The 22,910-nt window shown below is 34.9% G+C and carries 21 protein-coding genes; 11 read left to right on the plus strand and 10 right to left on the minus strand.

What is annotated here, in order from left to right; genetic code table 11:
- Positions 1–72: 72 nt before the first annotated feature.
- The 7 genes from hppD (at position 73) to P163_RS02825 (ending at position 9,642) form a co-directional block, all read left to right on the plus strand.
- The gene (gene hppD, locus P163_RS02795) at positions 73–1,233 is read left to right on the plus strand and encodes a 4-hydroxyphenylpyruvate dioxygenase (protein WP_034887760.1); all 1,161 of its coding nucleotides are present in this window, start codon (positions 73–75) and stop codon (positions 1,231–1,233) included.
- A 308-nt stretch (positions 1,234–1,541) separates the two neighbouring features.
- Positions 1,542–2,318 (plus strand): DUF3108 domain-containing protein, encoded by a 777-nt coding sequence (locus tag P163_RS02800; RefSeq protein WP_034887388.1) that lies wholly within the window; start codon positions 1,542–1,544, stop codon positions 2,316–2,318.
- 3 nt (positions 2,319–2,321) lie between these two features.
- Positions 2,322–3,284 (plus strand): tryptophan 2,3-dioxygenase family protein, encoded by a 963-nt coding sequence (locus P163_RS02805; RefSeq protein WP_034887390.1) that lies wholly within the window; start codon positions 2,322–2,324, stop codon positions 3,282–3,284.
- A gap of 8 nt (positions 3,285–3,292) precedes the next feature.
- Complete coding sequence (locus tag P163_RS02810) at positions 3,293–4,528, plus strand: M23 family metallopeptidase (RefSeq protein ID WP_051931044.1); 1,236 nt, start codon at positions 3,293–3,295, stop codon at positions 4,526–4,528.
- A 7-nt stretch (positions 4,529–4,535) separates the two neighbouring features.
- Positions 4,536–6,167 (plus strand): glucose-6-phosphate isomerase, encoded by a 1,632-nt coding sequence (pgi, locus tag P163_RS02815; protein ID WP_034887763.1) that lies wholly within the window; start codon positions 4,536–4,538, stop codon positions 6,165–6,167.
- A 188-nt stretch (positions 6,168–6,355) separates the two neighbouring features.
- Positions 6,356–9,112, plus strand: coding sequence for a TonB-dependent receptor (locus P163_RS02820; protein WP_034887395.1), 2,757 nt, complete (start codon positions 6,356–6,358; stop codon positions 9,110–9,112).
- Positions 9,113–9,204: 92 nt separating this feature from the next.
- A complete protein-coding gene (locus tag P163_RS02825) occupies positions 9,205–9,642 on the plus strand; it encodes a hypothetical protein (RefSeq protein WP_034887398.1) in 438 nt (145 codons plus the stop codon).
- 69 nt (positions 9,643–9,711) lie between these two features.
- On the opposite strand, the gene P163_RS02830 is transcribed toward P163_RS02825, so the two are convergent.
- The 3 genes from P163_RS02830 to P163_RS02840 form a co-directional block, all read right to left on the minus strand.
- Positions 9,712–10,365: an HD domain-containing protein gene (locus tag P163_RS02830; RefSeq protein ID WP_034887400.1), complete on the minus strand. Its 654-nt coding sequence runs from the start codon at positions 10,363–10,365 to the stop codon at positions 9,712–9,714.
- Positions 10,366–10,410: 45 nt separating this feature from the next.
- On the minus strand, positions 10,411–11,142 hold the full coding sequence (locus P163_RS02835) for a lysophospholipid acyltransferase family protein (protein WP_034887403.1): 732 nt from the start codon (positions 11,140–11,142) through the stop codon (positions 10,411–10,413).
- Positions 11,143–11,275: 133 nt separating this feature from the next.
- The gene (locus tag P163_RS02840; protein ID WP_034887406.1) at positions 11,276–11,686 is read right to left on the minus strand and encodes a BrxA/BrxB family bacilliredoxin; all 411 of its coding nucleotides are present in this window, start codon (positions 11,684–11,686) and stop codon (positions 11,276–11,278) included.
- 183 nt (positions 11,687–11,869) lie between these two features.
- Here P163_RS02840 and P163_RS02845 point away from each other — a divergent pair, with 183 nt between their 5' ends.
- A complete protein-coding gene (locus P163_RS02845) occupies positions 11,870–12,601 on the plus strand; it encodes a TerB family tellurite resistance protein (RefSeq protein ID WP_034887408.1) in 732 nt (243 codons plus the stop codon).
- Between the two features lie 45 nt (positions 12,602–12,646).
- Here the strand turns inward: P163_RS02845 and P163_RS02850 are convergent, their stop codons facing one another.
- The 3 genes from P163_RS02850 to P163_RS02860 form a co-directional block, all read right to left on the minus strand.
- The gene (locus P163_RS02850; RefSeq protein ID WP_034887410.1) at positions 12,647–14,521 is read right to left on the minus strand and encodes an Nramp family divalent metal transporter; all 1,875 of its coding nucleotides are present in this window, start codon (positions 14,519–14,521) and stop codon (positions 12,647–12,649) included.
- A 247-nt stretch (positions 14,522–14,768) separates the two neighbouring features.
- On the minus strand, positions 14,769–15,248 hold the full coding sequence (locus P163_RS02855; RefSeq protein ID WP_034887413.1) for a thioredoxin family protein: 480 nt from the start codon (positions 15,246–15,248) through the stop codon (positions 14,769–14,771).
- A 2-nt stretch (positions 15,249–15,250) separates the two neighbouring features.
- Positions 15,251–17,557, minus strand: a complete 2,307-nt coding sequence (locus tag P163_RS02860; RefSeq protein WP_051931049.1) for a TonB-dependent receptor — start codon at positions 17,555–17,557, stop codon at positions 15,251–15,253.
- A gap of 101 nt (positions 17,558–17,658) precedes the next feature.
- Here P163_RS02860 and P163_RS02865 point away from each other — a divergent pair, with 101 nt between their 5' ends.
- The 3 genes from P163_RS02865 to P163_RS02875 are packed head-to-tail and all read left to right on the plus strand — an operon-like array spanning position 17,659 to position 19,604.
- Positions 17,659–18,312: a metal-dependent transcriptional regulator gene (locus tag P163_RS02865; RefSeq protein WP_034887416.1), complete on the plus strand. Its 654-nt coding sequence runs from the start codon at positions 17,659–17,661 to the stop codon at positions 18,310–18,312.
- 5 nt (positions 18,313–18,317) lie between these two features.
- Positions 18,318–19,139 (plus strand): ZIP family metal transporter, encoded by an 822-nt coding sequence (locus P163_RS02870; RefSeq protein ID WP_034887766.1) that lies wholly within the window; start codon positions 18,318–18,320, stop codon positions 19,137–19,139.
- A gap of 51 nt (positions 19,140–19,190) precedes the next feature.
- Complete coding sequence (locus P163_RS02875) at positions 19,191–19,604, plus strand: hypothetical protein (RefSeq protein ID WP_034887418.1); 414 nt, start codon at positions 19,191–19,193, stop codon at positions 19,602–19,604.
- Here the strand turns inward: P163_RS02875 and P163_RS18430 are convergent, their stop codons facing one another.
- The 4 genes from P163_RS18430 to P163_RS02890 all read right to left on the minus strand — a co-directional run bounded on the left by P163_RS18430 (position 19,605) and on the right by P163_RS02890 (position 22,876).
- On the minus strand, positions 19,605–19,751 hold the full coding sequence (locus P163_RS18430) for a hypothetical protein (RefSeq protein WP_172822426.1): 147 nt from the start codon (positions 19,749–19,751) through the stop codon (positions 19,605–19,607).
- A 43-nt stretch (positions 19,752–19,794) separates the two neighbouring features.
- Entirely contained in the window at positions 19,795–21,894 is a 2,100-nt protein-coding gene (gene feoB, locus P163_RS02880) for a ferrous iron transport protein B (RefSeq protein ID WP_034887420.1), read from the minus strand.
- Between the two features lie 4 nt (positions 21,895–21,898).
- On the minus strand, positions 21,899–22,126 hold the full coding sequence (locus tag P163_RS02885) for a ferrous iron transport protein A (protein ID WP_034887422.1): 228 nt from the start codon (positions 22,124–22,126) through the stop codon (positions 21,899–21,901).
- A 72-nt stretch (positions 22,127–22,198) separates the two neighbouring features.
- The gene (locus P163_RS02890) at positions 22,199–22,876 is read right to left on the minus strand and encodes an SCO family protein (protein ID WP_034887423.1); all 678 of its coding nucleotides are present in this window, start codon (positions 22,874–22,876) and stop codon (positions 22,199–22,201) included.
- Positions 22,877–22,910: the final 34 nt, after the last annotated feature.

Here is a 22,910-nt window from a genome sequence, read left to right on the forward strand (position 1 = left end):
CTAGAGCGATGTGGTAAATTAGATGCCCCAGATTGCAAACAAAGAGGTTGAATGAATTCAAAAATTAAAACAATGAGTAAAAAGATAGAATCAGTAAATTACGGATTAGAGAAGATATTTGAAGGAGCGCAAGATTTCTTGCCACTTTTGGGAACAGATTATGTAGAATTATATGTTGGAAACGCCAAACAAGCGGCCCATTTTTATAAAACTGCATTCGGCTTTCAGTCATTAGCGTATAAAGGATTAGAAACTGGGAGTAGAGATACCGTTTCTTATGTTTTAAAACAAGATAAGATTAGGCTAGTGCTAACTTCACCATTAAATTCTAAACATGAAGTTAATGATCATATAGTAAAGCATGGCGATGGTGTAAAAGTTGTGGCTCTTTGGGTAGAAGACGCAAGATCTGCTTATGAAGAAACTACTAAGCGCGGTGCTAAGTCTTATTTAGAGCCAACGGTAGATAAAGATGAGAATGGCGAGATCGTAAAAGCTGGGATTTACACCTATGGCGAAACTGTACATATGTTCATAGAACGTAAAAATTTTAGTGGAACTTTTTTACCGGGCTATGTAAACTGGGAGTCAGATTATAATCCAGAACCAGTAGGGTTAAAATATATAGACCATATGGTAGGGAATGTAGGATGGAATGAGATGAATACGTGGGTAAAATGGTATGAAGATGTTATGGGCTTTGTGAATTTCCTATCTTTTGATGACAAACAAATTCATACAGAGTATTCTGCCCTAATGAGTAAGGTGATGAGTAACGGAAACGGAAGAATTAAATTTCCTATAAATGAACCTGCGGAAGGGAAGAAAAAATCTCAAATTGAAGAATATTTAGATTTTTATGAAGGTCCGGGAGTGCAACATATTGCAATTGCAACTGACGATATTTTAACTACAGTATCCGATCTAAGAAGCAGAGGAGTTGAATTCTTATCTATTCCTCCTGATGATTATTATCATGCTGTGCCAGATAGATTAAAAGCTTTTGAACATGAATTGGGTGAAGATATTGAAGCCTTAAAAAAGTTAGGAATAATGATCGATGCAGATGAAGAAGGGTATTTATTGCAAATCTTCACCAAGCCAGTAGAGGACAGACCAACCTTGTTTTTTGAGATCATTCAGCGAATGGGAGCGAAAGGCTTTGGTGCAGGGAACTTTAAAGCCCTATTTGAGTCTATTGAAAGAGAGCAACAGTTGCGAGGTACACTGTAATAATTATTAAATTCATAAACAATTACTATTTAAATTGTGAAAAATTAATTATGTAGATAAATTTAACGTTAAACCTTCAGAATGTGTTGTTTTTAATGTACAAGTTGCAGACTTTTGCACCGCATTTCTGGAGTGGTTACCAAAATGTATTAATTTTTTTTCATAATTTAAGTTTTAGTTGGTTAATAAGACAAAACCCCATCATTAATTTGATGGGGTTTTTTCTTTTAATACATTTGGAATAGAAATTGTAATTCTTAACCCGTAACAAGTATCATGATATCAGATATTTATTAAATTGTCAATCTATGTGCAAGAGAATTACATTTGTTAGTCTTTTACTGCTTTTACTTCCCCTAAGCATTTTTTCTCAAAACGCTTTTCAAGCGGGAGAATGGTTTAAGTTTAGAATTCATTATGGTCCTTTTAATGCTAGTTATGCTACGTTGGAAGTTAAAGACGAAGTATTAGATAAGAAAAAAGTTTATCATGTTGTGGGAAGAGGAAAATCTACGGGTTTAATGCATCTTTTCTTTAAAGTAGATGATGATTATGAAACTTATATTGACAGAAGATCTAGCTTGCCTTATAGATTTGTAAGAAAAATAGATGAAGGTGGCTACACTAAAGATGTTCAAATAGATTTTGATCAGAAACAGAATAAAGCATACGTTTTAGACAGGAAGCATAATACCAATACTACCTACACTACCGAGAATGAGGTTCATGACCTTATTTCTTCTTTCTATTATATGAGAAATGAGCTCAACGATATGAAGTTGAATGAAGGAGATGAGCTTAATTTAAATATGTTCTTCGATAAAGAAAACCACAATTTTAAAATAAAGTTTTTAGGAAGAGAGGTTATAAAGACAAAATTTGGTAAAATTGCCACTTTAAAATTCAGGCCTTATGTAATGGCCGGGAGAGTCTTCAAAGAGAAGGAAAGTCTTACTTTCTGGGTAAGTGCAGATAAAAATAAGATGCCGGTTAAAATACAGGCAGACCTTGCAGTAGGATCTTTAGATGCAGATTTAGAGGCTTTTAAAGGAGTAAAGCATCCTATTCAAATAATAATGGATTAATACATGAACACCATCAAGCCCGAGATTGCAGAACGAATATTATTACTAGAAGAAAAGTTCAAAAATTCAGGACAAGACATGGGGTCTTACTTAGATGGGCTTCTTTATGATCGTTACCTTACCTATTGGGACTATATCCATCTAGATACCTTACTTAGTCTTCAGGCGCCAAAAACTCACTTTCCAGATGAGGAAATATTTATTACCTATCATCAAATCACAGAGCTTTATTTTAAACTGATGATACATGAGCAAAAGCAGATCATTGAGAACGATCTTCTAACTGCTGATGTATTCTTAGAAAAGATGAATAGGCTTAATAGGTATATGAGAATTCTCATTAATTCTTTTGATGTAATGATCAAAGGTATGGATAGAGAGCAATTTTTAAAATTTAGAATGGCTTTACTGCCAGCAAGCGGTTTTCAATCTGCTGGTTTTAGGATGATAGAATTATACGCTACTCCAATAGAACATCTGGTTCCTTTTAAAGAACGTGCTAATTTTTCAACAGAAAATAGTATCGAAGATCTTTTTGAGAATATTTATTGGAAAAAAGGAGGCATAGATCTATCTACGGGTGAAAAAACACTTACGCTAAAGCAATTTGAATTAAGATATACGCCTAGATTCTTAAGGATAGCGAATTCTGTAAAAGAGAAGACCATGTATCATAAGTACTTGGATCTACCTGAAATTGAAAAAAATAATAAAGAATTAATTGAAGCGTTGCGTACTTTTGATACCAACGTGAATATTAACTGGCTTCTAATGCACATGGGAGCGGCACATAGATATTTAAATAAAGATAAAAAGACAATAGCTGCAACTGGCGGCACAAACTGGAAGGAATTTCTACCTCCAAGTTTTCAAAAAAATAGTTTTTTCCCTAATCTTTGGTCTCAAGAAGAATTTGATGACTGGGGAAAACAATGGGTTACGCACTTGTTTAATACAGAAAAATAGAATTAAAATTGAAGAAAGTAAGTTATTTATTATTGTTGGCGTTAGCATGTATTTCATGCAATGATGTGGTTGAAAATAAAGACATAAGTGAAGTAAAACCTAAGGTTAAGAAAGTTCCCATAGAAAAGGAGTATGGATTTACGCTTAATGATTACGAGGTTGTAAGAGATACCATAAGATCTGGAGATAATTTTGGGGGGATTTTAGGAACCCATGGTGTTAGTGTTTCTAAAGTTTACGATATCACCAATGGAATAGAAGATAATTTTGATCCTAGAAGACTTGTAGTAGGAAAGCCATATGTTATCTTAAAAGCTAAAGACTCTATAAGCACTCCAGAGTTCTTTATCTATGAAGATGATAGAATTGAATATACTGTTGTAAATATTGGAGAGAACATAGCAGCATATAAAGCTCAAAAGCCTGTTTCTGTTAAGAGAAAAACGGTTTCTGGAGTTATTGTTAGCAGTCTTTCTGAAGCTATGGAAAGTCAGGGGCTAAGTGTAGTTCTATCTCACGAGCTAAGCAGTATCTACCAGTGGAGTATAGATTTTTGGAAACTTCAAAAAGGAGATCAGTTTAAAATGGTTTATAATGAAAAGTATATAAACGATACTATTTACGCCGGAATTGAGAATATTGAAGGTGCTGTTTTTGTACATCAGAAAAAACCATATTATGCTTTTAGCTATAAAGTAGATCCAGAATCTGGAGAAACTGATTTTTATGATGAAGAAGCACGTCCGTTAGAAAGCTTCTTCCTAAAAGCTCCTTTAAACTTTAGTAGGATCTCTTCCAGGTATAGTGGAAGAAGATTTCACCCAGTTCAACAACGATGGAAAGCTCATTTGGGAACAGATTATGCAGCTCCTCGCGGAACTCCAATTTGGACTACGGCTTCTGGAACAGTGATCGCTTCAGGATATACTTCGGGAAATGGAAATTATGTTAAAGTGAAACATAATGACACCTACACTACCCAGTATTTACACATGACGAAGAGAAATGTAAAAGTAGGGCAGAGAGTGCGTCAAGGAGATGTTATTGGTTTTGTAGGTAGCACAGGACTGGCAACCGGGCCTCATGTTTGCTACAGATTTTGGGTACGAGGAAAACAGGTAGATCCATTCAGACAAAATTTACCGAATGCAGAGCCTATTGCAGATAATCTAAGAGAAGATTATTTTGCCTCTATAGCGCCTGTAAGAAAAGACATTGATAAGATTCCGTTCAAAAAAATATAATAAGAGCATGAAAAATATAAATCCAACTCAAACAGAGGCCTGGTCTACGTTAAAATCTCAGTTCGAGAAAATTAGATCTCAGGAAATGAAGCAGATGTTTGCAAATGATCCTAATAGAGCTCAGGAATTTAAAATTGAATGGGAAGATTTTTATGTAGATTTTAGTAAGAATAGGATAAATAAAGAAATTCTAGAAAGTCTCAATTCTTTAGCTCGCGAATGTGATCTTAAGAATGCAATACAATCTTATTTTCGCGGAGATGCTATAAATGAGACTGAAAATAGGCCTGTGCTGCATACGGCTTTAAGAGCCAAAGAAGAGGATGTGGTGCGTGTAGATGGAGAAAATGTAATGAAAGAGGTAGCTTCAGCAAAATTGAAGATGAAGCAATTCTCTGCAGAGGTTATTAGTGGTTCTAAAAAAGGTTTTACAGGGAAAGCTTTTACAGATGTTGTAAATATTGGGATTGGAGGATCAGACCTGGGTCCGGTAATGATCACAGAATCTTTAAAATTCTATAAGAATCATTTAGAGGTGCATTATATTTCTAATGTAGATGGAGATCACGTTCATCAAACTTTAAAAGATCTTAATCCAGAAACTACGCTATTTTTAGTGGTTTCGAAAACCTTTACTACTCAGGAGACTTTAAGTAATGCTAATACTGCAAGAAATTGGTTTAAAAAACATGCCCCTGCAGAAGAGGTTTCTAAACATTTTGTAGCTGTTTCTACCAATTTAGAAAGAGTTACAGAATTTGGAATAGCTCCAGAAAATGTGTTCCCACTTTGGGATTGGGTTGGAGGAAGATTCTCTTTATGGGGTGCTGTAGGTTTGTCTATTAGTCTTGCAGTAGGGTATGATCAATATCAAGAATTGCTAGATGGGGCTTATGAAATGGATATGCATTTTAAAAATGAGGAATTTGAAAATAATATACCGGTACAATTAGCAATGCTAAGTATTTGGTATAATAACTTTTTTAAAGCAGAAAGTGAAGCGGTAATTCCTTATACGCAATATCTTCAAAAACTGCCATCATATTTGCAACAGGCAATTATGGAAAGCAATGGTAAAAGTGTAGATAGAAATGGTGATGTTGTAAATTATCAAACTGGAAATATAATCTGGGGAGAACCGGGAACTAATTCTCAGCATGCATTCTTTCAACTAATTCACCAAGGAACCAAATTAATTCCGGCAGATTTTATTGGATTCAAAAAGTCTTTATTTGGAGATGATGATCATCAAAATAAGCTAATGGCAAATTATTTTGCTCAGACAGAAGCATTATTGATGGGGAAAACTTCAGAAGAAGTTCAAGCAGAATTTGATGAAAGAGGAATTGCGAAGGAGGTATCTACCAAATTGAAACCTTTTAAAATATTTGAGGGTAATAAACCTTCAACTTCTATTTTAATAGACCAACTAACGCCTAAAAGCTTAGGAAAATTAGTGGCTATGTATGAACATAAGATCTTTGTTCAAGGTGTAATTTGGAATATCTTTAGTTATGATCAATGGGGCGTTGAGTTAGGGAAGCAATTAGCATCCAGTATTTTACAAGAAATTGAAAAATCTGACGTCTTAGAACACGATAATTCTACAAGAACACTCTTAAAACATTACTTAAATTAATTATTATCATATTGTTAATAACGAGTTAATAGCTTTAAGTGCCACACCATCAATTACTTGCGATAATTTGTTATGTTTGTTTGAATAAAGATGTTAAATACTGAATTCTTAACATTACGTTAAAGTAGGGTATCAGTTAATTGACTTCTTTTGCCGTGAATTATAAACACAAACAAACAATTTAAAGCATGAGGAAATTATTAGCATTAGCGTTGTTTTTAACAACTGCTACAATTTTTGCTCAAGGAACTGTTACTGGAACGGTGATTGATTCCGAAATGAATGCTCCGTTACCGGGCGCAACTATCATGGTAAAGGGCACTAATACCGGAACAACTACAGATTTTGATGGAAATTTCTCTATCAATGTAGATAAGGCTTCTGGTACTTTAGAAATCAGTTTTATTGGTTTCGCAAAGAAATCTGTACCGTTTAATGTTTCTAACGGACAAACTCAAAAACTTGGAAGAATTGGTGTTGATGCCGATGCAAATGCGCTTTCTGAGGTTATTGTTACAGGAATTGCAGATTTAGCTAAAGATCGTCAAACTCCGGTTGCCGTATCTACAATTAGAGCTGAACAAATTCAAGAAAAATTAGGAAACCAGGAATTCCCTGAGATCTTAGCTACTACTCCTTCTGTATATGCTACTAAACAAGGTGGTGGTTTTGGAGATTCACGTATCACAATTCGTGGATTCGACACTCAAAACTCTGCTGTTATGATTAACGGTATTCCTGTTAATGATATGGAAAATGGTGCTGTTTACTGGAGTAACTGGGCTGGATTAAGTGATGTTGCTACTGCTATTCAAGTACAACGTGGTTTAGGTTCTTCTAAATTGGCAGTATCTTCTGTTGGGGGTACAATTAACGTAGTTACAAGATCTGCAGATAAAGCAGAAGGTGGAATGGTAAAGCAAAGTTTTGGTAACGATGGTTACTTAAAATCTACTGCTTCTTACAACACTGGATTAAATGACAGTGGATGGTCTGGATCTTTCCTTTTAAGCCGTACTTCTGGTGATGGTTATGTAAACGGGACAGAATTTGAAGGTTACAACTACTTTATAGGTGTAGGTTACAAAGCTAATGACAATCATGAATTCAACTTCATGTTAACAGGTGCACCACAACAACACAACCAAAGAGGTTTCTTTACTCCTTTGTCTAGCTACCTTAAATATGGTAACGATGGTGAGCCAAATGAAAAATACAATCCAGATTTTGGATATAGAAATGGTGATGAATTTACTTTCTCTGGAAACTTCTACCACAAACCGGTAGCTTCTTTAAACTGGGAATATAAAATTTCAGATAAATCTAAATTATCTACTTCTGCTTACGCATCTTTCGGTCGTGGTGGTTCAATAGGTTCTATTGGTAGAATTAACGGAAACCAATCTTTTGCTTTGCCATTAACTAACGATGGATTACTTCCTATAGATGATATCTTTGCTTGGAACTCTGGACAATCTGTTCCATCTTTCGCAACTAGAGAGGGTCAGCCAACTTCAAGAGCGGTATACTCTGGTGAAGGTCAATATCAAGGTCAATATGTAAACACTGGTAACGGTGACCGTAGCGCTGAAAATGGAATGACACAACGTTCTTCTGTAAACTCTCACAACTGGTTTGGTGTTATCTCTAACTTCGAAACAGAATTAAATGAGAACTTAACATTAGACTTTGGAGCAGATCTTAGATCTTATAAAGGATTTCACTACAGAAGAATTGTAGACCTAATGGGTGGAGATGTTTATGTATCTCAAGCAGATGATAACAATCCAAACAGATTCTTAACTGAAACTTACGATCCAACAATTGGAAATACTTTAAACGTATTTAAGAGTATAGATGATGAAGAAAAAATTGACTACCATAATGAAGGTCTTGTAAGATGGGCTGGAGTATTTGGTCAATTAGAATATTCTAAAGATGCAATCTCTGCATTCGTTCAAGGATCTGTATCTAATCAAGGATTTAAAAGAGTAGATTACTTTAATGAAACTCCAGCAAATCAAGAAACTGATTGGGAAAACATTATTGGAGGAAATATTAAAGGGGGTCTTAACTTCAACATAGATGAAAACCACAACGTTTTCGGAAACATTGGATACTATTCTAAGCAACCTTTATTTGATGCTGTTTACCCTGGTAACAGTAATGCACTTAATGATGATCTTAAGAATGAGCAGGTTTTTGGTGTTGAATTAGGATACGGATTCCGTTCTCAATTCTTCAATGCTAACGTAAACCTTTACAGAACTTCATGGGCAGATAGATTTGATACTGCCTCTACTACTTTCTTTGAAGATACTCCAGAAGAAGTTAGAGGAACTGCAAACTTACAAGGTATTACTCAAGTACACCAAGGTATAGAATTTGACTTCTACGGTAGAGTTGGAAACAAATTCAAATGGAATGCAATGGTTTCTGTTGGAGACTGGGAATATAAAGATGACGTAGAAGCTAACTATTTTGACGATAACCAAAACCCAATTGTAGGTGCAGAGCAAGGTGTTCTTAACTTAGATGGAGTTAAAGTTGGAAACGCAGCTCAATTTACTGCTAGTCTTGGTGCAGATTATACTATTATTGATAACTTAAAAGTTGATGCTACATACAGATATGCAGATAACTTATACGCTAGTTACGATGCTACAGATGCATTAGATAATGCTAACTTTGATGTATTCAAATTACCTTCTTATGGTTTATTAGATCTAGGTGCTTCTTACGGATTAGACCTTGGAGATAACAGACTATCTTTTAGAGTAAACGTGAATAACGTAACAGATAACATCTACATTTCAGAGTCTAACACGAACATCGCTGTTGGAGCAAGAGATTCAGATACTGCTTACGATGGAGTGAACACTAGAAATAATGTTTTCTTTGGATGGGGTAGAACTTGGAATGCTTCAGTTAGCTATAAATTCTAAGAATTTAGAATAACAAGTATATTTTAGAATCGCCTCGGGAAACCGGGGCGATTTTTTATTGAAAAAAACTATATTTACCTAAAATTAATTTTATGTATCAAACAGTTCAATTTATACACTCTTACTGGGCGTATCTAGTAGTAATCATGTTAATTATTGCCTCTGTTAGTGCAATTATAGGCTATGTAAGTAATAAAGAATATGCTGCCAACAATTTTAGGATCTCTTTGTTTACTTTAATAACTACTCATATTCAACTATTAATTGGTTTGGTGCTTTATTTTACAACGCCATATTTTAAGATGTTTAGTGAAGTTGGGATGAAAGGTGTTATGGAAGATCCTGTTCTAAGATTGTATAATATAGAGCATCCAACTTTTATGATATTGGCCGTAGTATTTGTAACTATAGGTTATTCTAAGCACAAGTCTAAACTTACATCGAAACCTAAATTTAAAATGCTAGCCATATTTTATACTTTGGCACTACTTTGTGTGCTTTCCAGAATACCATGGAGTGCATGGTTCTAAATGAGCTTATTGTAAAGATCAAAAAAAAGCCCTGATTCTAAAGAAATAGAGATCAGGGCTTTTTTTTATTTATAATTTTCCGTTCCATTCTGCATAGAACTGTTCCAGAAATCCTAACATATACTGATGGCGTTCAGTAGCTATTTTCTTTCCAGTGGTAGTATTCATTCTGTCTTTAAGAAGAAGTAACTTCTCATAAAAATGATTGATGGTTGGAGCAGTAGAAGATTTGTATTGCTCTTTGGTCATATTTAGATCGGCTTCTATATCAGGATCATAAAGTGCTCTACCTTTAAAGCCTCCATAATTAAATGCTCTGGCTATTCCTATAGCTCCTAAGGCGTCTAATCTATCTGCGTCCTGTACGATATCTAATTCAGGAGATTTGAATTTCTGAGCCTCCTTACCGCCTTTAAACGATATGTTTTCTATTATTTTAACTACATGCGCTATGATCTCTTCAGAAACATCTTGATTTCTTAGAAATTCTTTTGCTATTTTTGGACCCACGGTTTCATCACCATTATGAAATTTTGAGTCGGCTATATCATGCAACAAAGCACCTAAAGTTACTATAAGATCATCTGCTTTTTCGCCCTTAGCAATTAATTTTGCATTCTTGTAAACTCTTTCAATATGAAACCAATCGTGCCCACCTTCTGCATTTTTTAGGGTAGACTTCACGAATTCTATAGTATTAGAAATGATCAAAGCTGTATTCATAATAGAAAATTTAATGGGAGTTTTTTGAGAAAGAAAGGGTCTATCTTAATTGATATCCGCCGTAATGGTGCGTTCTAAATTAGCTATAAAAACTTCAGGTTCTGTATTATTTACAGGTAGAGGTTTATGAACTTTTAATGTCATATGAACTCCTATGCCTAAAGGAAAGTTTCCGTATTGAAAAAGTTTCCAGGAATTATTGATTGTTATAGGCACTACTAAAGCATCCGGCATTTTTCTAAACATTACCTGAAGTCCGCTTACAGCAAATTTCTTCGGGATTCCGGTTCTACTTCTGGTTCCTTCCGGAAAGATAACCGCAGAGCGTTTTGTTTTATTTAAACTAGCTGCAAATTTAGAAATTGTTAAAATAGCTTCTTTAGGATTCTTTCGGTCTATAAGTGCAGAACCACCATGTCTCAAGTTGAATGATATTCCTGGGATTCCTTTACCTAATTCTTTTTTGCTAATGAATTTAGGATGTTGTTTTCTAAAAAACCATATAATGGGCGGTATATCAAACATTCCCTGATGGTTGGCCACAAAGATACAAGATCTGTCTATCGGTAGATCATATGGATTATCTACTGTAAATCTGGTGCCAATTAGATTTAGGCATCTCATAATAGCCAGATTAAATATATCAACAGACTTTTTATGAGCATGATAACCTCCAATTTTTAAACTTACCCATTGTATTGCATGGAATACAAGTAAGGTTAAAAAGAAAAAAAAGTAAAAAATTACCGAAAGTGGATAAGCAAGTATTTTTTTCATCTTACAATTTGATCTTTGCAAAAATACATTTTTACATGAAATCTGCGTCATCCATTATCAAAAGCACTTTTAAAATTCCGGAAATAAAAAAAGCCGACCTGTGAAGATCGGCTTGGTAATTTATTTTATAGTCTTAGCAAAACTCATTATAAGCTGCGGTAAGATTTTCTGCGATCATTTCTGCTGGACGTCCTTCAATATGATGACGTTCTAGCATATGAACCAATTCTCCGTCTTTAAAAAGAGCCATAGATGGAGAAGAAGGAGGAAATGGTAGCATCATACTACGTGCTTTATCTGTAGCTTCACGATCTACTCCTGCAAATACAGTTACTAAATTATCTGGTGTTTTTCCGTTCTGAAGAGAAATTCTTGCTCCCGGACGTGCATTAGCTGCCGCACATCCACACACAGAATTTACAACTACCAAGGTAGTACCATTCTTTGCCATTGCTGCTTCTACTTCTGCTTCGGTATGTAATTCTTGAAAACCTACGTTAGTAAGATCCTCTCTCATAGGTTTCACTAATTCTGCTGGATACATATATAGAGTTTTTTATTAAACATTAATAGTGTACAAAGATACAGAATTAACTTTACCTGAGCTTATCTCAAATCCTTATAAACTAATAGGTACAGTTTATAGTGTAGAGAAATTAGTTTATAGTTCTATTCTAACTAAGTGGCTCAAAATAGTATCTTTGCCCTTTAAAAATTACAGATTTTAATGTTTAAAATAATCTTAGCCTTATTAGGCGTTACCTTTTATAGATTTCCCGGTTTAATACTTGGATTGATCATAGGAACCTTACTAGACAATATGATGGGTTCTGGCAATAGCCCTAAAATGGTTTTTAATACCGGAAGAAATGATGTTTCTCCCGGAGATTTTGAACTTAATCTCCTCTCATTAGCTTCTATAGTTATAAAAGCAGATGGCAACGTTTCACAGCAAGAGTTAGACTATGTGAGAAGTTATTTTGTACAGGCTTATGGAAAAGAAAGAGCTAATGCTACTTTTAGAACTTTTAATGAAGTTATAAAGAATAGAGAGATTTCTGCACAAAGAATATGTAGCTATTTGCAGGCAAGAACGAGGTATGAGGTAAGACTTCAGATTCTTCATTTTCTATTTAGCATTGCAAAGGCAGATGGTAACGTTTCTGAACAAGAGTTGTATAAAATAGCTGAAATAGCAAGATACTTAAATTTGAATCCTAGAGAGTTTGAAAGTATCAAGGCAATGTTCTTTAAATCTGCAGATGATGCCTATAAGATCTTGGAAGTGGATAAATCTGCATCTGAAGCAGATGTAAAAAAAGCATATAGATCTATGGCCAAAAAATATCATCCGGATAAACTACAACATATGGATGAAGCCTATAGAAAAGGAGCTGAAGAAAAATTCAGAAAAGTTCAGGAAGCCTATGAAAAGATTCAAAAAGAGAGAGGATTTTAAACTTTCGCCATCATTGTAATATACTAAGCTAGAATTTTAAAGGAGCTATTTTTTCTCATTCACTATTAATATTGGAATGTGTACTTCATGTCTTACAGATTCCAGGGTAGTACCAAAAATTAGATCTTGAATTCCGTTATGTCCATGAGATCCCATTACTAAAAAGTCTACTTTCTGGGATGTAACGATCTTGGAAATTTCTAAAGCTGCATTTCCAAAACCTATTTGATAGGTTGCAGAATATCCTAATTCTTGAAGTCTATTCGAGTATTTTTCTAAACTGGCAGTATCTTCTCTAGTTTCGTTATCCATAGCGCTTTTTCCAAGGTATCTTGCTGCCGCACTTTCAACAATATGAATAAGTGTAAAACTACAAGATTTTCCTCCTTGCTCAAGAGCAGTTTGTATCACCCGCTCATCATTTACAGAAAAATCTATGGTAATGCCTATATTTTTATAATTTGATGGCGCTCCTTCCATGAAGACTGGAGCTTCCTCTTTAAATTCTACGTTATCTTCTAAATAACTTTTCTTAAGAAGGGGCTGCACTAATATATACATCAATAAAAATAGGCAAGCCACTGCAATAGGAATTATAGTTAAATAGATCAAAAGCTTAGAGGTTCCTGAAGCTATTGCTATCCATGCGGAAATTTCATCAATCACCAAAGTAATATTCAGATATACGATGATCGCTGCGCTAAGCCACGCTAAAATTTTCACCCATAATTTAATGGTGAATTCTTTCATCATTTTTCTGTTAGAATTAAAATGAATGAGTGGGATCACGGCAAAACCCAATTGCAAACTTAAAACTACCTGACTTAAAACTAGTAGGCTTCCTAGAGCGTTTTCTCCAAAATATAGTATGGTGAACAAAGCGGGTATAATGGCTAAAAGGCGGGTGATCAATCTTCTCAACCAAGGTTGAATTCTTAGGTCTAAATGCCCTTCCATAACTATCTGCCCAGCTAAAGTACCTGTAATGGTGGAGCTTTGCCCTGCAGCAATTAGTGCAATTGCAAAGAATGTAGGGGCAATACCTCCAAAAAGGTTTTCTAATAATTTTGAAGCATCCTGAATCTCTGCAACATTATAATAACCATGAACGTAAAAGGCAGCTCCTGCCAATACCAGAATAGCAGCGTTAACAAAAAATGCTAAATTCAAAGCAATTATCGTATCTATAAAATTATATTTAATAGCCTTTGTGATGCCTTTAAAAGAACGCTCAATCTTACGCGTTTGCACCAGAGAAGAATGGAGGTATAAATTATGCGGCATTACGGTAGCTCCAATAATTCTAATGGCTATATATAGGGCATCTCCTGTAAGTTTAGAGGGAACTAAACCTTTCACAACATCACCGTACACAGGGCCTGTTATAAACATTTCTACAACAAAGGAGATCCCAATTATAAATACAAGACTAATGATGAACATTTCCATAGTTCTCATCCCTCTACGGAGAAGAAAAAGCAATAATATGGTATCTAGTGCGGTTAAGCTAATTCCCCATATTAAAGGGAGTCCAAATAGTAGGTTTAATCCGATGGCCATTCCTACAATTTCTGCAAGATCACAAGCAGCAATAGCAATTTCAGCAAGAATGTATAGCGGAATATTTGCCCATCTGGGGTATGCTTCTTTTGAAGCCTGAGCGAGATCAAGTCCTTTAACAATACCTAATCTTGCGCTTAAAGATTGAAGTAAAAGTGCAATAAGATTAGACATTAGAAGCACCCAAATAAGCTTATACCCAAACTGCGAGCCTCCAGCTATATCTGTTGCCCAGTTGCCAGGATCCATATACCCTACAGCAACCAAATATGCCGGACCCAAGAAAGAAAGAATTTTACGCCATCCTTTTTTGTCTGTTTTTACTGAAGAATGAACCTCACTTAATGATTCTGAGCTCATGGTATTTCGATAACTATATTCCTTGCAAATCCTAGTTAAATATCACTAGTTTTGAATTTATTTCTAATTTCAATGGTAAAAAAAATACATTTTTTATTATAAGATGAGACAAATAAAAGTGTTATAATAATGATCAAAATTACTTAAATAACTCACTGTTGATTACTTATTTAACCATCATTTAAGGCTTCTTGTAAAATTTTTTATGCACCTATTTTATATTCTAAATTTCGAAGCTAATAGCAGATCAATTGGATAAGATCTTTAAAAGTTGTTCGGTATTCAAATATTGAAAATAGCGCGCTGTTGCTTCAAATTTTTCATCCATAATTACAATTGCAGGTAAAGAAAAAGGCTTGTTCTTTTGCCTTGCCATAAGTTGAGGAATTTGATGTATTGGATTTCTTCTATTAGCTCTTTCGTTCACAAACATCTGATTTCCGAAGAAAATAGTGTCTGTAGTTTCTACATTCATCTGGACGGCATAATATTCTTTACTTAATTTAGAGACAATTGCTGGATTGGTAAACACTTCCTTTTGCATTCTAATGCATGGCATGCACCAATCTGCATAAAAATCTATAAAAACTTTTTTGGGTTTAACTTTTAAAGAATCTTCTAACTGCTCAAAACTTATCCATTGTGTATTTTCTTTATTCTGAGCAAAAGAATTGCAGCTAGATAAAATAACTAGAGAGTAACCTATTATTAAAGCTATTGATCTCACTTTTATAACGATTTAATTTTTAATCCTACAAATACAGTTCTTGGTGCCGCGGGGCCGTATATATAATTACTATCACGGTTTTTTCCTAAATCAAAATCATCCTGATAACTATTGGTTATATTTTTTACTCCACCCGAGAGTTCCAAACCGGTACTTATATTTGGAAGATCAAAAAGGTAAGCGGTACGAATGCTTAATTCTGTAAAAGTGGGTGTTCTATAATATTTATCTATCTGTTGGCCGGTGTTTTGTCCTCCAAAATGCGCAATATCCATTTTTCCTGTGTACACCATATTAGCACTTACATTTAGCTTTTTAGTAGGCGAGTAGGTAAGGGTTGCATATCCATAATCATTTGGTGTTCTTAAAAATTCACGCTTTGAGGATAGTCCTTCAATGTTTTCTACAGGCTCCTCAAATTTGCTACTTTGCAGTGTAAATCCGGCTTCCAATTCTAAGAGATAATCATAATTGGCTCGGAGTTCTAGAGTAATTCCTTGTACCATCGCACCGTTACCATTACGTTTTTCAAAACGTTCCCCAAATTCATCTTCGCCTAAAGGAAATTGATAAAAAGCGTCTTTTAAATGCGTGTAAAAACCTTCGAACGTAAATCCGCCAATAAAATGCTCGGTGGCATAATCGTAATTTATAGAACCCGTAAAGCTATTGGAGCGTTCTTCTTTTAGATCTTCTGCAAGGGATATTCGTGAAATTCCGCCTCCAGCAAAGGCTATGTGCAGGTCTGTATCAAAAGCTTGTGGTGCTCGAAATCCCGTACCCCAACCTAACCTAAATTGTGTAGTTTCCTTAAATTTATACAATAGGGAAGCACGAGGGCTAAATATGGCATAATCTACCAGATTATGTTTGTCTATTCTAAAGCCGGAAAGAAAATTCAGATCTTCAGTTAAATCCCAGTCGTTTTGCAAGAAGATCCCTAAGTTTCTTGTAGTTTGATCTATTATATAATTATAAGTTCTAATCTCGTCATTCACCGCATCATATATAAATTCTGCCCCTCCAGTTAAAACCGTTTTACCTCCTAAGAATTTCTCTATTTTCTGATTGAATTGCGAGCCCCCTTGATGTGTTGTCACCTCTGAAGTTCCGTATGGGGCAGCAGCAAAAAAGGCCTGCTTTTCTGCCTCATCATCAGGAATAATTCCCGTATAATGATCTCTATCTGTATGTTGACCTCCATAATATATTATTAAAGAGCTTTTATCATCATTAAAATTGATTTGATAATCTAGACTTCCCATTAAGACATTATGTGCCCGTTCTTCACTTTGTTGTGCTAAATAGGCCGGCTTATCTACAATTTCGCCTCCGAAGCGATATTCGTTCAAGCTACTAAAGCTTAATTCTAATTTTGAATCTTCTGAAGGAAGGTAAAATGCATTTACCCCAAATGAATTATCTTTAAGCTTTGGTAATTCTGAAAAATTATCATCATTAGCATCGTACGCATCTCTTCTGCGACTATTCACAAAAAAATTGGCACCAGATCTATAGTTCTCACTCACTACCGTTGCATTTCCATTTATTAAATTCTGACTTGCTTCCCCATCTATATTTTGGTAAGAATAATCGAGGCTGTATGAATTTTGCTTTGGAATTTTGGTGATCACATTTACCGTACCTCCAATTGCACTAGAGCCATAAAGTGCAGAAACTCCACCTCTTACCACTTCTATACGTTCTATCATATTTACCGGGATTTGTTCTAGTCCGTACAAACCGGTGAGGGGACTAAATATTGGGCGACCATTAATTAAGATCTGAGAGTAGCCACCTTGTAATCCATTCATTCTGATCTGGCTGTAATTACAGGTCTGACAATTCATTTCTACACGTAAACCCGGTTGAAATCTTAAGCCTTCAGAAAGATCTGTTGCTACTACCTGTTGTAAAGTTTCACTTGAAATAAGGTTTACAATTACAGGAGAATCTGTTTTACGTTTTTTGGTACGAGTTCCTGTAACTACAATTTCATCTAGAGATTCATTTCCTTCTTCAAGATCAAAATTGAGAACCTTGTTATCTTCTTCATCTATGGTTATTGTAGTTGTTTTAGATAAGTAACCCTGAGATTGTGCAATAATTCTGTACGTTCCTGGAGTTAATATAAGAGAATATTTGCCATCTATATCTGCACTTGTACCAATACTACCATCACTTAGGTAAACAGTAGCAAACGAAATAGGAGTTTTCCCGGAACTGATGACTCCAGAAATAACAGCCTTATTATCTTGTCCTAAGGCCATTGTGGAAATCAGAATAAAAATATAATAGAACTGTTTCATGTGATCTAATTTGTAATACTATGCAAGTCTAATAAAAAATTTAGACAAATCTAAAAATATGTTTTCATTAAAAAAAACTATATTTGTTGCAAATTGAAAAAATGACCTTATCCGAGGAAAATTATTTAAAAGCGATATTCCATCTTGAGAATTCATATAGGAATGGAGTGAGCACTAATGCTTTAGCAGAAGAGATGAGCACTAAGGCATCTTCTGTAACAGATATGGTTAAACGCCTTTCAGAAAAAAGTCTGGTGAACTATAAGAAATATCAGGGTGTTAAGCTTAGTGAACTAGGAAGATCAAAAGCTGTAGATGTTATTAGAAAACATAGGCTTTGGGAAGTTTTTCTAGTAGAGAAACTAGGATTTGCATGGGATGAAGTTCATGAAGTGGCAGAACAGCTAGAGCATATAAAGTCGGATAAATTAATAAAAGAGCTAGATAAGTTTCTAGATTTTCCAAAAAGGGATCCTCATGGCGATCCTATACCAGATTCAGAGGGAAATTTTGCCATCTCTAATAAAATGCTTTTGGCAGACTTAAAGAAAGGGGAAGCCGGAATTTGTGTTGGCGTTAAAGATTCTTCCGTAGAATTCTTACAATATCTAGACAAGAACAGCATCGCTCTAGGTCAGCTCATAGAGATTCTGGAGAAAGAGACTTTTGACCAATCTATGCTTATTAATTTAAATGGAAATGAACTAAAGATCTCTCATGTGATCTCAAGTAATCTATATATTAAAACTTCTTAATTATGATGGATACTATAATTGCTTATTTAGAAAGAATAGACCCAATCTTAGCTGCATTGTATGCAACATTATTCACATGGGGAGTTACAGCTCTAGGGGCTAGTCTAGTTTTCTTTTTCAAGAACATTAATAGAGCAGTCTTTGATGGAATGCTTGGTTTTACCGGGGGAGTAATGGTGGCAGCAAGTTTTTGGAGTTTGCTTGCGCCAGGAATAGAAATGAGTCCTGGAGAAGGTTTTACCAAAGTAATGCCAGCGGTAATAGGTTTTGGTGCAGGAGCTATGTTCTTATTTTCGTTAGATAAGGTATTGCCTCATTTACATGTTAACTTTAAAATGGAAGATAAAGAAGGTATTAAAACTCCATGGCATAAATCTATCCTTTTAACGTTGGCAATCACATTGCACAATATTCCTGAAGGTCTGGCTATTGGGGTTCTATTTGGTGGTGTTGCTGCTGGTTTTGAAGGTGCAAGTATTGGTGGGGCGGTAGCTTTAGCTATAGGTATCGGACTTCAGAATTTTCCTGAAGGTTTTGCAGTGGCCGTGCCGCTTAGAAGACAAGGTTTTAGTAGATGGAAAAGTTTTAATTACGGGCAATTATCTGCTATTGTAGAGCCTATGGCTGCTGTTCTTGGTGCGTGGGCCGTGATGACTTTCCAACCAATTCTTCCATACGCTTTAGCATTTGCTGCCGGAGCTATGATCTTTGTGGTAGTAGAAGAAGTTATTCCAGAATCTCAACAGGATAAATATACAGATATAGCTACCCTAGGTTTTATAGGTGGTTTTATATTAATGATGAGCCTTGACGTTGCTTTAGGATAGATGTTGTAACAACGCTAGCATTCTATCGTCTTTAAGATAAACCAAGGCTTTATGAAAAATGTATTTGTTTGCTTATTGATGATAATCACCACATTGAGTGTTGCTCAAGAGAATGTTAGTAATGTATTTAATATACAGCTAAACCCCGGGGAAACTTTTGGAGTTAACAATAATTCTATTTGCTTTAAAGAAGTGCTATCAGACTCTCGCTGTCCAAAAAATGTAACTTGTGTTTGGGCAGGTGAAGCCAGAGTATTGGTAGATATCTACGAAAATGGTATTTTTAAAGAAGAACAGTTAGTGGTAATAAATGGGAATGACTTGGCTTTAAATCTTGTTTTAGGATCTAAAGAATACGCTATCTCAGGATTTCAATTATATCCCTATCCTTCCATAAATGTTTCAATACCAAAAGATGAATATAGATTAAACCTTAAAATCTCAGAAAACGAAGGGGAGAATTGATTAATGACACCCACAGTCTGAACTTCCACAAGACTTATCTGAAGACTTTGACTGGCTTTTCATAAAAGCAGGTTTCCATATAAATTTGGTAACTATATACCCGGCAGCTATTATAAAAATTATAAAGACTAATATTTCTTGTATCATTTCCATAGTTTTTATGTTGAATTATACTTCTGTTTCTTACAATTTATTTTAGCACCTGGAAAGCTATTAAAGCTACTATATAAGCAAATGCGCTCATAATTACTAACTGAAGCATAGGCCATTTCCATGTATTGGTTTCTCTTTTAACAATAGCCAAAGTACTCATACATTGCATAGCGAAAGCATAGAATAATAGCAAACTTATTCCGCTGGCAAAGGTAAAAAGAGGTCCCCCTAAAATAGGATTTACTTCTGCGGCCATTCTATTCTTAATGGTCTCTTCCTGATCACTTCCAACACTATAGATAGTAGCTAATGTACCAACAAAAACTTCTCTAGCAGCAAAGGAGCTCACAATAGCAATTCCTATTTTCCAGTCATACCCTAATGGAGTTACCGCTGGCTCTATACCTCGCCCAATAATACCTATATAAGAATGTTTCAGTTTATAAGCAGCAATTTCCTGTTCTATTTCCTGTTCCGGAATTTGAGTTTCTACATAAGAACTTTTTACGATCTCTTCAGCTTTATTAAAATTATCGCCGGGACCATAGCTAGCCAAAACCCAGAGTATAATAGAAATTGCAAGTATGATCTTACCAGCACCAAACACAAAAGATTTTGTCTTTTCAATTACATTAATGGCAACATTTTTAAATAATGGCACTTTATAATTTGGCATCTCAATTACAAAATAACTCTTAGATTTGATCTTTAAGATCTTATTTAAGATCCACGCGGCCCCTATGGCAGTTCCAAAGCCCAATAGGTATAATAGCATTAAGGTTAGACCCTGTAAATTTAGTCCAAAGTAAGATTCATCGGGAATTACAAGCGCTATAATAATTAAATATACCGGTAACCTTGCAGAACAAGTAGTAAAAGGTACTACCAAAATAGTAATAAGTCGTTCTTTCCAATTTTCGATATTCCTTGTGGCCATAACAGCGGGAATAGCACAGGCAGTACCGGAGACTAATGGTACTACACTTTTTCCGCTCAAGCCAAACCTTCTCATAATACGGTCCATTAGAAATACTACCCTACTCATATATCCGCTTTCTTCCAATATTGAAATAAAGAAGAAAAGAAAGGCAATTTGCGGAATGAAGATCACAATACCTCCTAAACCGGGAATGATCCCTTCTACAATTAAATTGGTTAATGATCCTGCAGGTAGTGCATTTCTAGACCATTCGCCTAATTGGGCAAAAGTAGTATCTATGAAATCCATCGGGTAGCTAGACCAATCATAAATAGCTTGAAAAATAACCAGCATTATAATGGTGAAGATCACATACCCCCAAACTCTATGTGTAAGTAATCTGTCAATCCTTATTCTTAGATCTGTAGCGGTACTAAGATCTACCGTCATGGCTTCTTTTAGCAACCCATTAATAAATTGATAGCGTAAGATTGTTTCTTTTTGCTGAAGCCTTTTGAGATCACTATTACTCTTAGTATGAAAACTGCTATCTGAGGTTAGAGAGTGTCTGTTTACATTCCCAAAATTTACATCCTGAGTAATTACCAGCCATAATTTATAAAGGGATTGATTTGGAAAGGCTTTTCTTAATCTTCCAAAATATTCCGGATCCATAACAGAGGCGTGTAAACATGGCTCTGTAGAGATCTGTCTATAATTTAAGATCAGTTCTTTAAGCTCCTCAATTCCTGTTCTTTTTCTAGCGCTAACTAGCGCAATTTTGGTATTCAATCTTTCTTCAAGAATGGCAACGTCTAGCTCGATCCCTTTTCGCTGCATTCTATCTGCCATATTGATCACTAATATGGTAGGGATTTCAAGATCTTTGATCTGAGTAAAAAGAAGTAAATTTCTTTTTAAATTTTCTACATCACTCACCACAACCGCTACATCGGGAAAATCTTTATCGTTCTTATTCAAAAGAAGTTCTATAACTACATTTTCATCTAAGGAAGATGCATTAAGGCTATAAGTTCCGGGGAGATCTATAATGTGGGCTTTTAAGCCACGAGGTAATTTGCAGATACCTTCTTTTTTCTCTACTGTAATACCTGGATAATTTCCAACTTGTTGGTTTAGGCCGGTAAGTTGATTAAAGACAGAGGTTTTACCGGTATTTGGGTTACCAATTAACGCAACATTAATTTGTTTCCCCATAGTATTATATTATTTCGATTTCTATTTGAAGTGCTGTTTCTTTTCTAATTGCCACATGAGATCCATTAATGTTTAAATAAATTGGATCGCTAAATGGTGCGGTTTGAAGCAATTCTACATTATTGCCAGGTAAACATCCCATTTCCAATAACTTTAAAGGAACTTCGTCTACAGAGAAAGATTTTATAATCCCTATCTGGCCGCGTTTTAAATGAGCAACAGTTAGCTTCATTTTATTTAGATTGATTTTAAACAAGGCAAAAATAGCTTAAAAAATAGTCATAGAAAAGTTTAGAAGATAAAACTATTCATCTGCATATTCTGCTTTTAGAATTTTGATGTCTTCCATAAGTTTTTCAATAGCATCTGGCTCTGTACCATCGTAAAAACCTCTAATTTGTCTTTTTTTGTCTACAAGCACAAAATTCTCTGTATGTATCATATCATAAGGCCCTGCATCACCCTGATTTTTAGTGGCTAGATACGATTTTCTGGCAAGATCATAGATCTGTTTTTTATCTCCGGTCACCAAATTCCATTTGGCATCTATTACTCCTTTTTCTAAAGCGTATTTCTTTAGTTGAGGTACACTATCTGCTTTGGGAATAACTGTGTGTGAAAGTAAAAACACTTCTGGGTCATTTTTAATCTGCTCTTGGATTTTAAGCATATGATCTGTCATTATTGGGCAAATGGTTACGCAGGTAGTAAAAAAGAAATCTGCTACATAGATCTTATCCTTATAGAAATCTTGGGTTATGGTTTCCCCATTTTGATTTAGTAATTCAAAATCTGCGATCTTATGATATTTTCTAACGTATTGAACCGTAGAATCTACCAACTCCGCATTCACCATATCCGGTTGAAAGATTGGGAGTTCTGGATCTGGCTTTAGCAAGGTGTAAATGCTGTAGATAATAATTATGGAAAGGAAGAGCAGTACCATTCCTAGTGTCTTGAATTTCTTGAAAAATTGAAGCATTTCAGTAACTTTTACACAAAATTACAGTCTAATA

The organism is Gillisia sp. Hel_I_29, from assembly GCF_000744275.1.
Classification (GTDB): Bacteria; Bacteroidota; Bacteroidia; order Flavobacteriales; family Flavobacteriaceae; genus Gillisia.

Coding starts and splice junctions, on each gene's coding strand:
- hppD (WP_034887760.1), top strand. CDS start 73: ATGAGTAAAAAGATAGAATCAGTAAATTACGGATTAGAGAAGATATTT.
- P163_RS02800 (WP_034887388.1), top strand. CDS start 1,542: ATGTGCAAGAGAATTACATTTGTTAGTCTTTTACTGCTTTTACTTCCC.
- P163_RS02805 (WP_034887390.1), top strand. CDS start 2,322: ATGAACACCATCAAGCCCGAGATTGCAGAACGAATATTATTACTAGAA.
- pgi (WP_034887763.1), top strand. CDS start 4,536: ATGAAAAATATAAATCCAACTCAAACAGAGGCCTGGTCTACGTTAAAA.
- P163_RS02820 (WP_034887395.1), top strand. CDS start 6,356: ATGAGGAAATTATTAGCATTAGCGTTGTTTTTAACAACTGCTACAATT.
- P163_RS02825 (WP_034887398.1), top strand. CDS start 9,205: ATGTATCAAACAGTTCAATTTATACACTCTTACTGGGCGTATCTAGTA.
- P163_RS02830 (WP_034887400.1), bottom strand. CDS start 10,365: ATGAATACAGCTTTGATCATTTCTAATACTATAGAATTCGTGAAGTCT.
- P163_RS02835 (WP_034887403.1), bottom strand. CDS start 11,142: ATGAAAAAAATACTTGCTTATCCACTTTCGGTAATTTTTTACTTTTTT.
- P163_RS02840 (WP_034887406.1), bottom strand. CDS start 11,686: ATGTATCCAGCAGAATTAGTGAAACCTATGAGAGAGGATCTTACTAAC.
- P163_RS02845 (WP_034887408.1), top strand. CDS start 11,870: ATGTTTAAAATAATCTTAGCCTTATTAGGCGTTACCTTTTATAGATTT.
- P163_RS02850 (WP_034887410.1), bottom strand. CDS start 14,521: ATGAGCTCAGAATCATTAAGTGAGGTTCATTCTTCAGTAAAAACAGAC.
- P163_RS02860 (WP_051931049.1), bottom strand. CDS start 17,557: ATGAAACAGTTCTATTATATTTTTATTCTGATTTCCACAATGGCCTTA.
- P163_RS02865 (WP_034887416.1), top strand. CDS start 17,659: ATGACCTTATCCGAGGAAAATTATTTAAAAGCGATATTCCATCTTGAG.
- P163_RS02870 (WP_034887766.1), top strand. CDS start 18,318: ATGGATACTATAATTGCTTATTTAGAAAGAATAGACCCAATCTTAGCT.
- P163_RS02875 (WP_034887418.1), top strand. CDS start 19,191: ATGAAAAATGTATTTGTTTGCTTATTGATGATAATCACCACATTGAGT.
- P163_RS18430 (WP_172822426.1), bottom strand. CDS start 19,751: ATGATACAAGAAATATTAGTCTTTATAATTTTTATAATAGCTGCCGGG.
- feoB (WP_034887420.1), bottom strand. CDS start 21,894: ATGGGGAAACAAATTAATGTTGCGTTAATTGGTAACCCAAATACCGGT.
- P163_RS02885 (WP_034887422.1), bottom strand. CDS start 22,126: ATGAAGCTAACTGTTGCTCATTTAAAACGCGGCCAGATAGGGATTATA.
- P163_RS02890 (WP_034887423.1), bottom strand. CDS start 22,876: ATGCTTCAATTTTTCAAGAAATTCAAGACACTAGGAATGGTACTGCTC.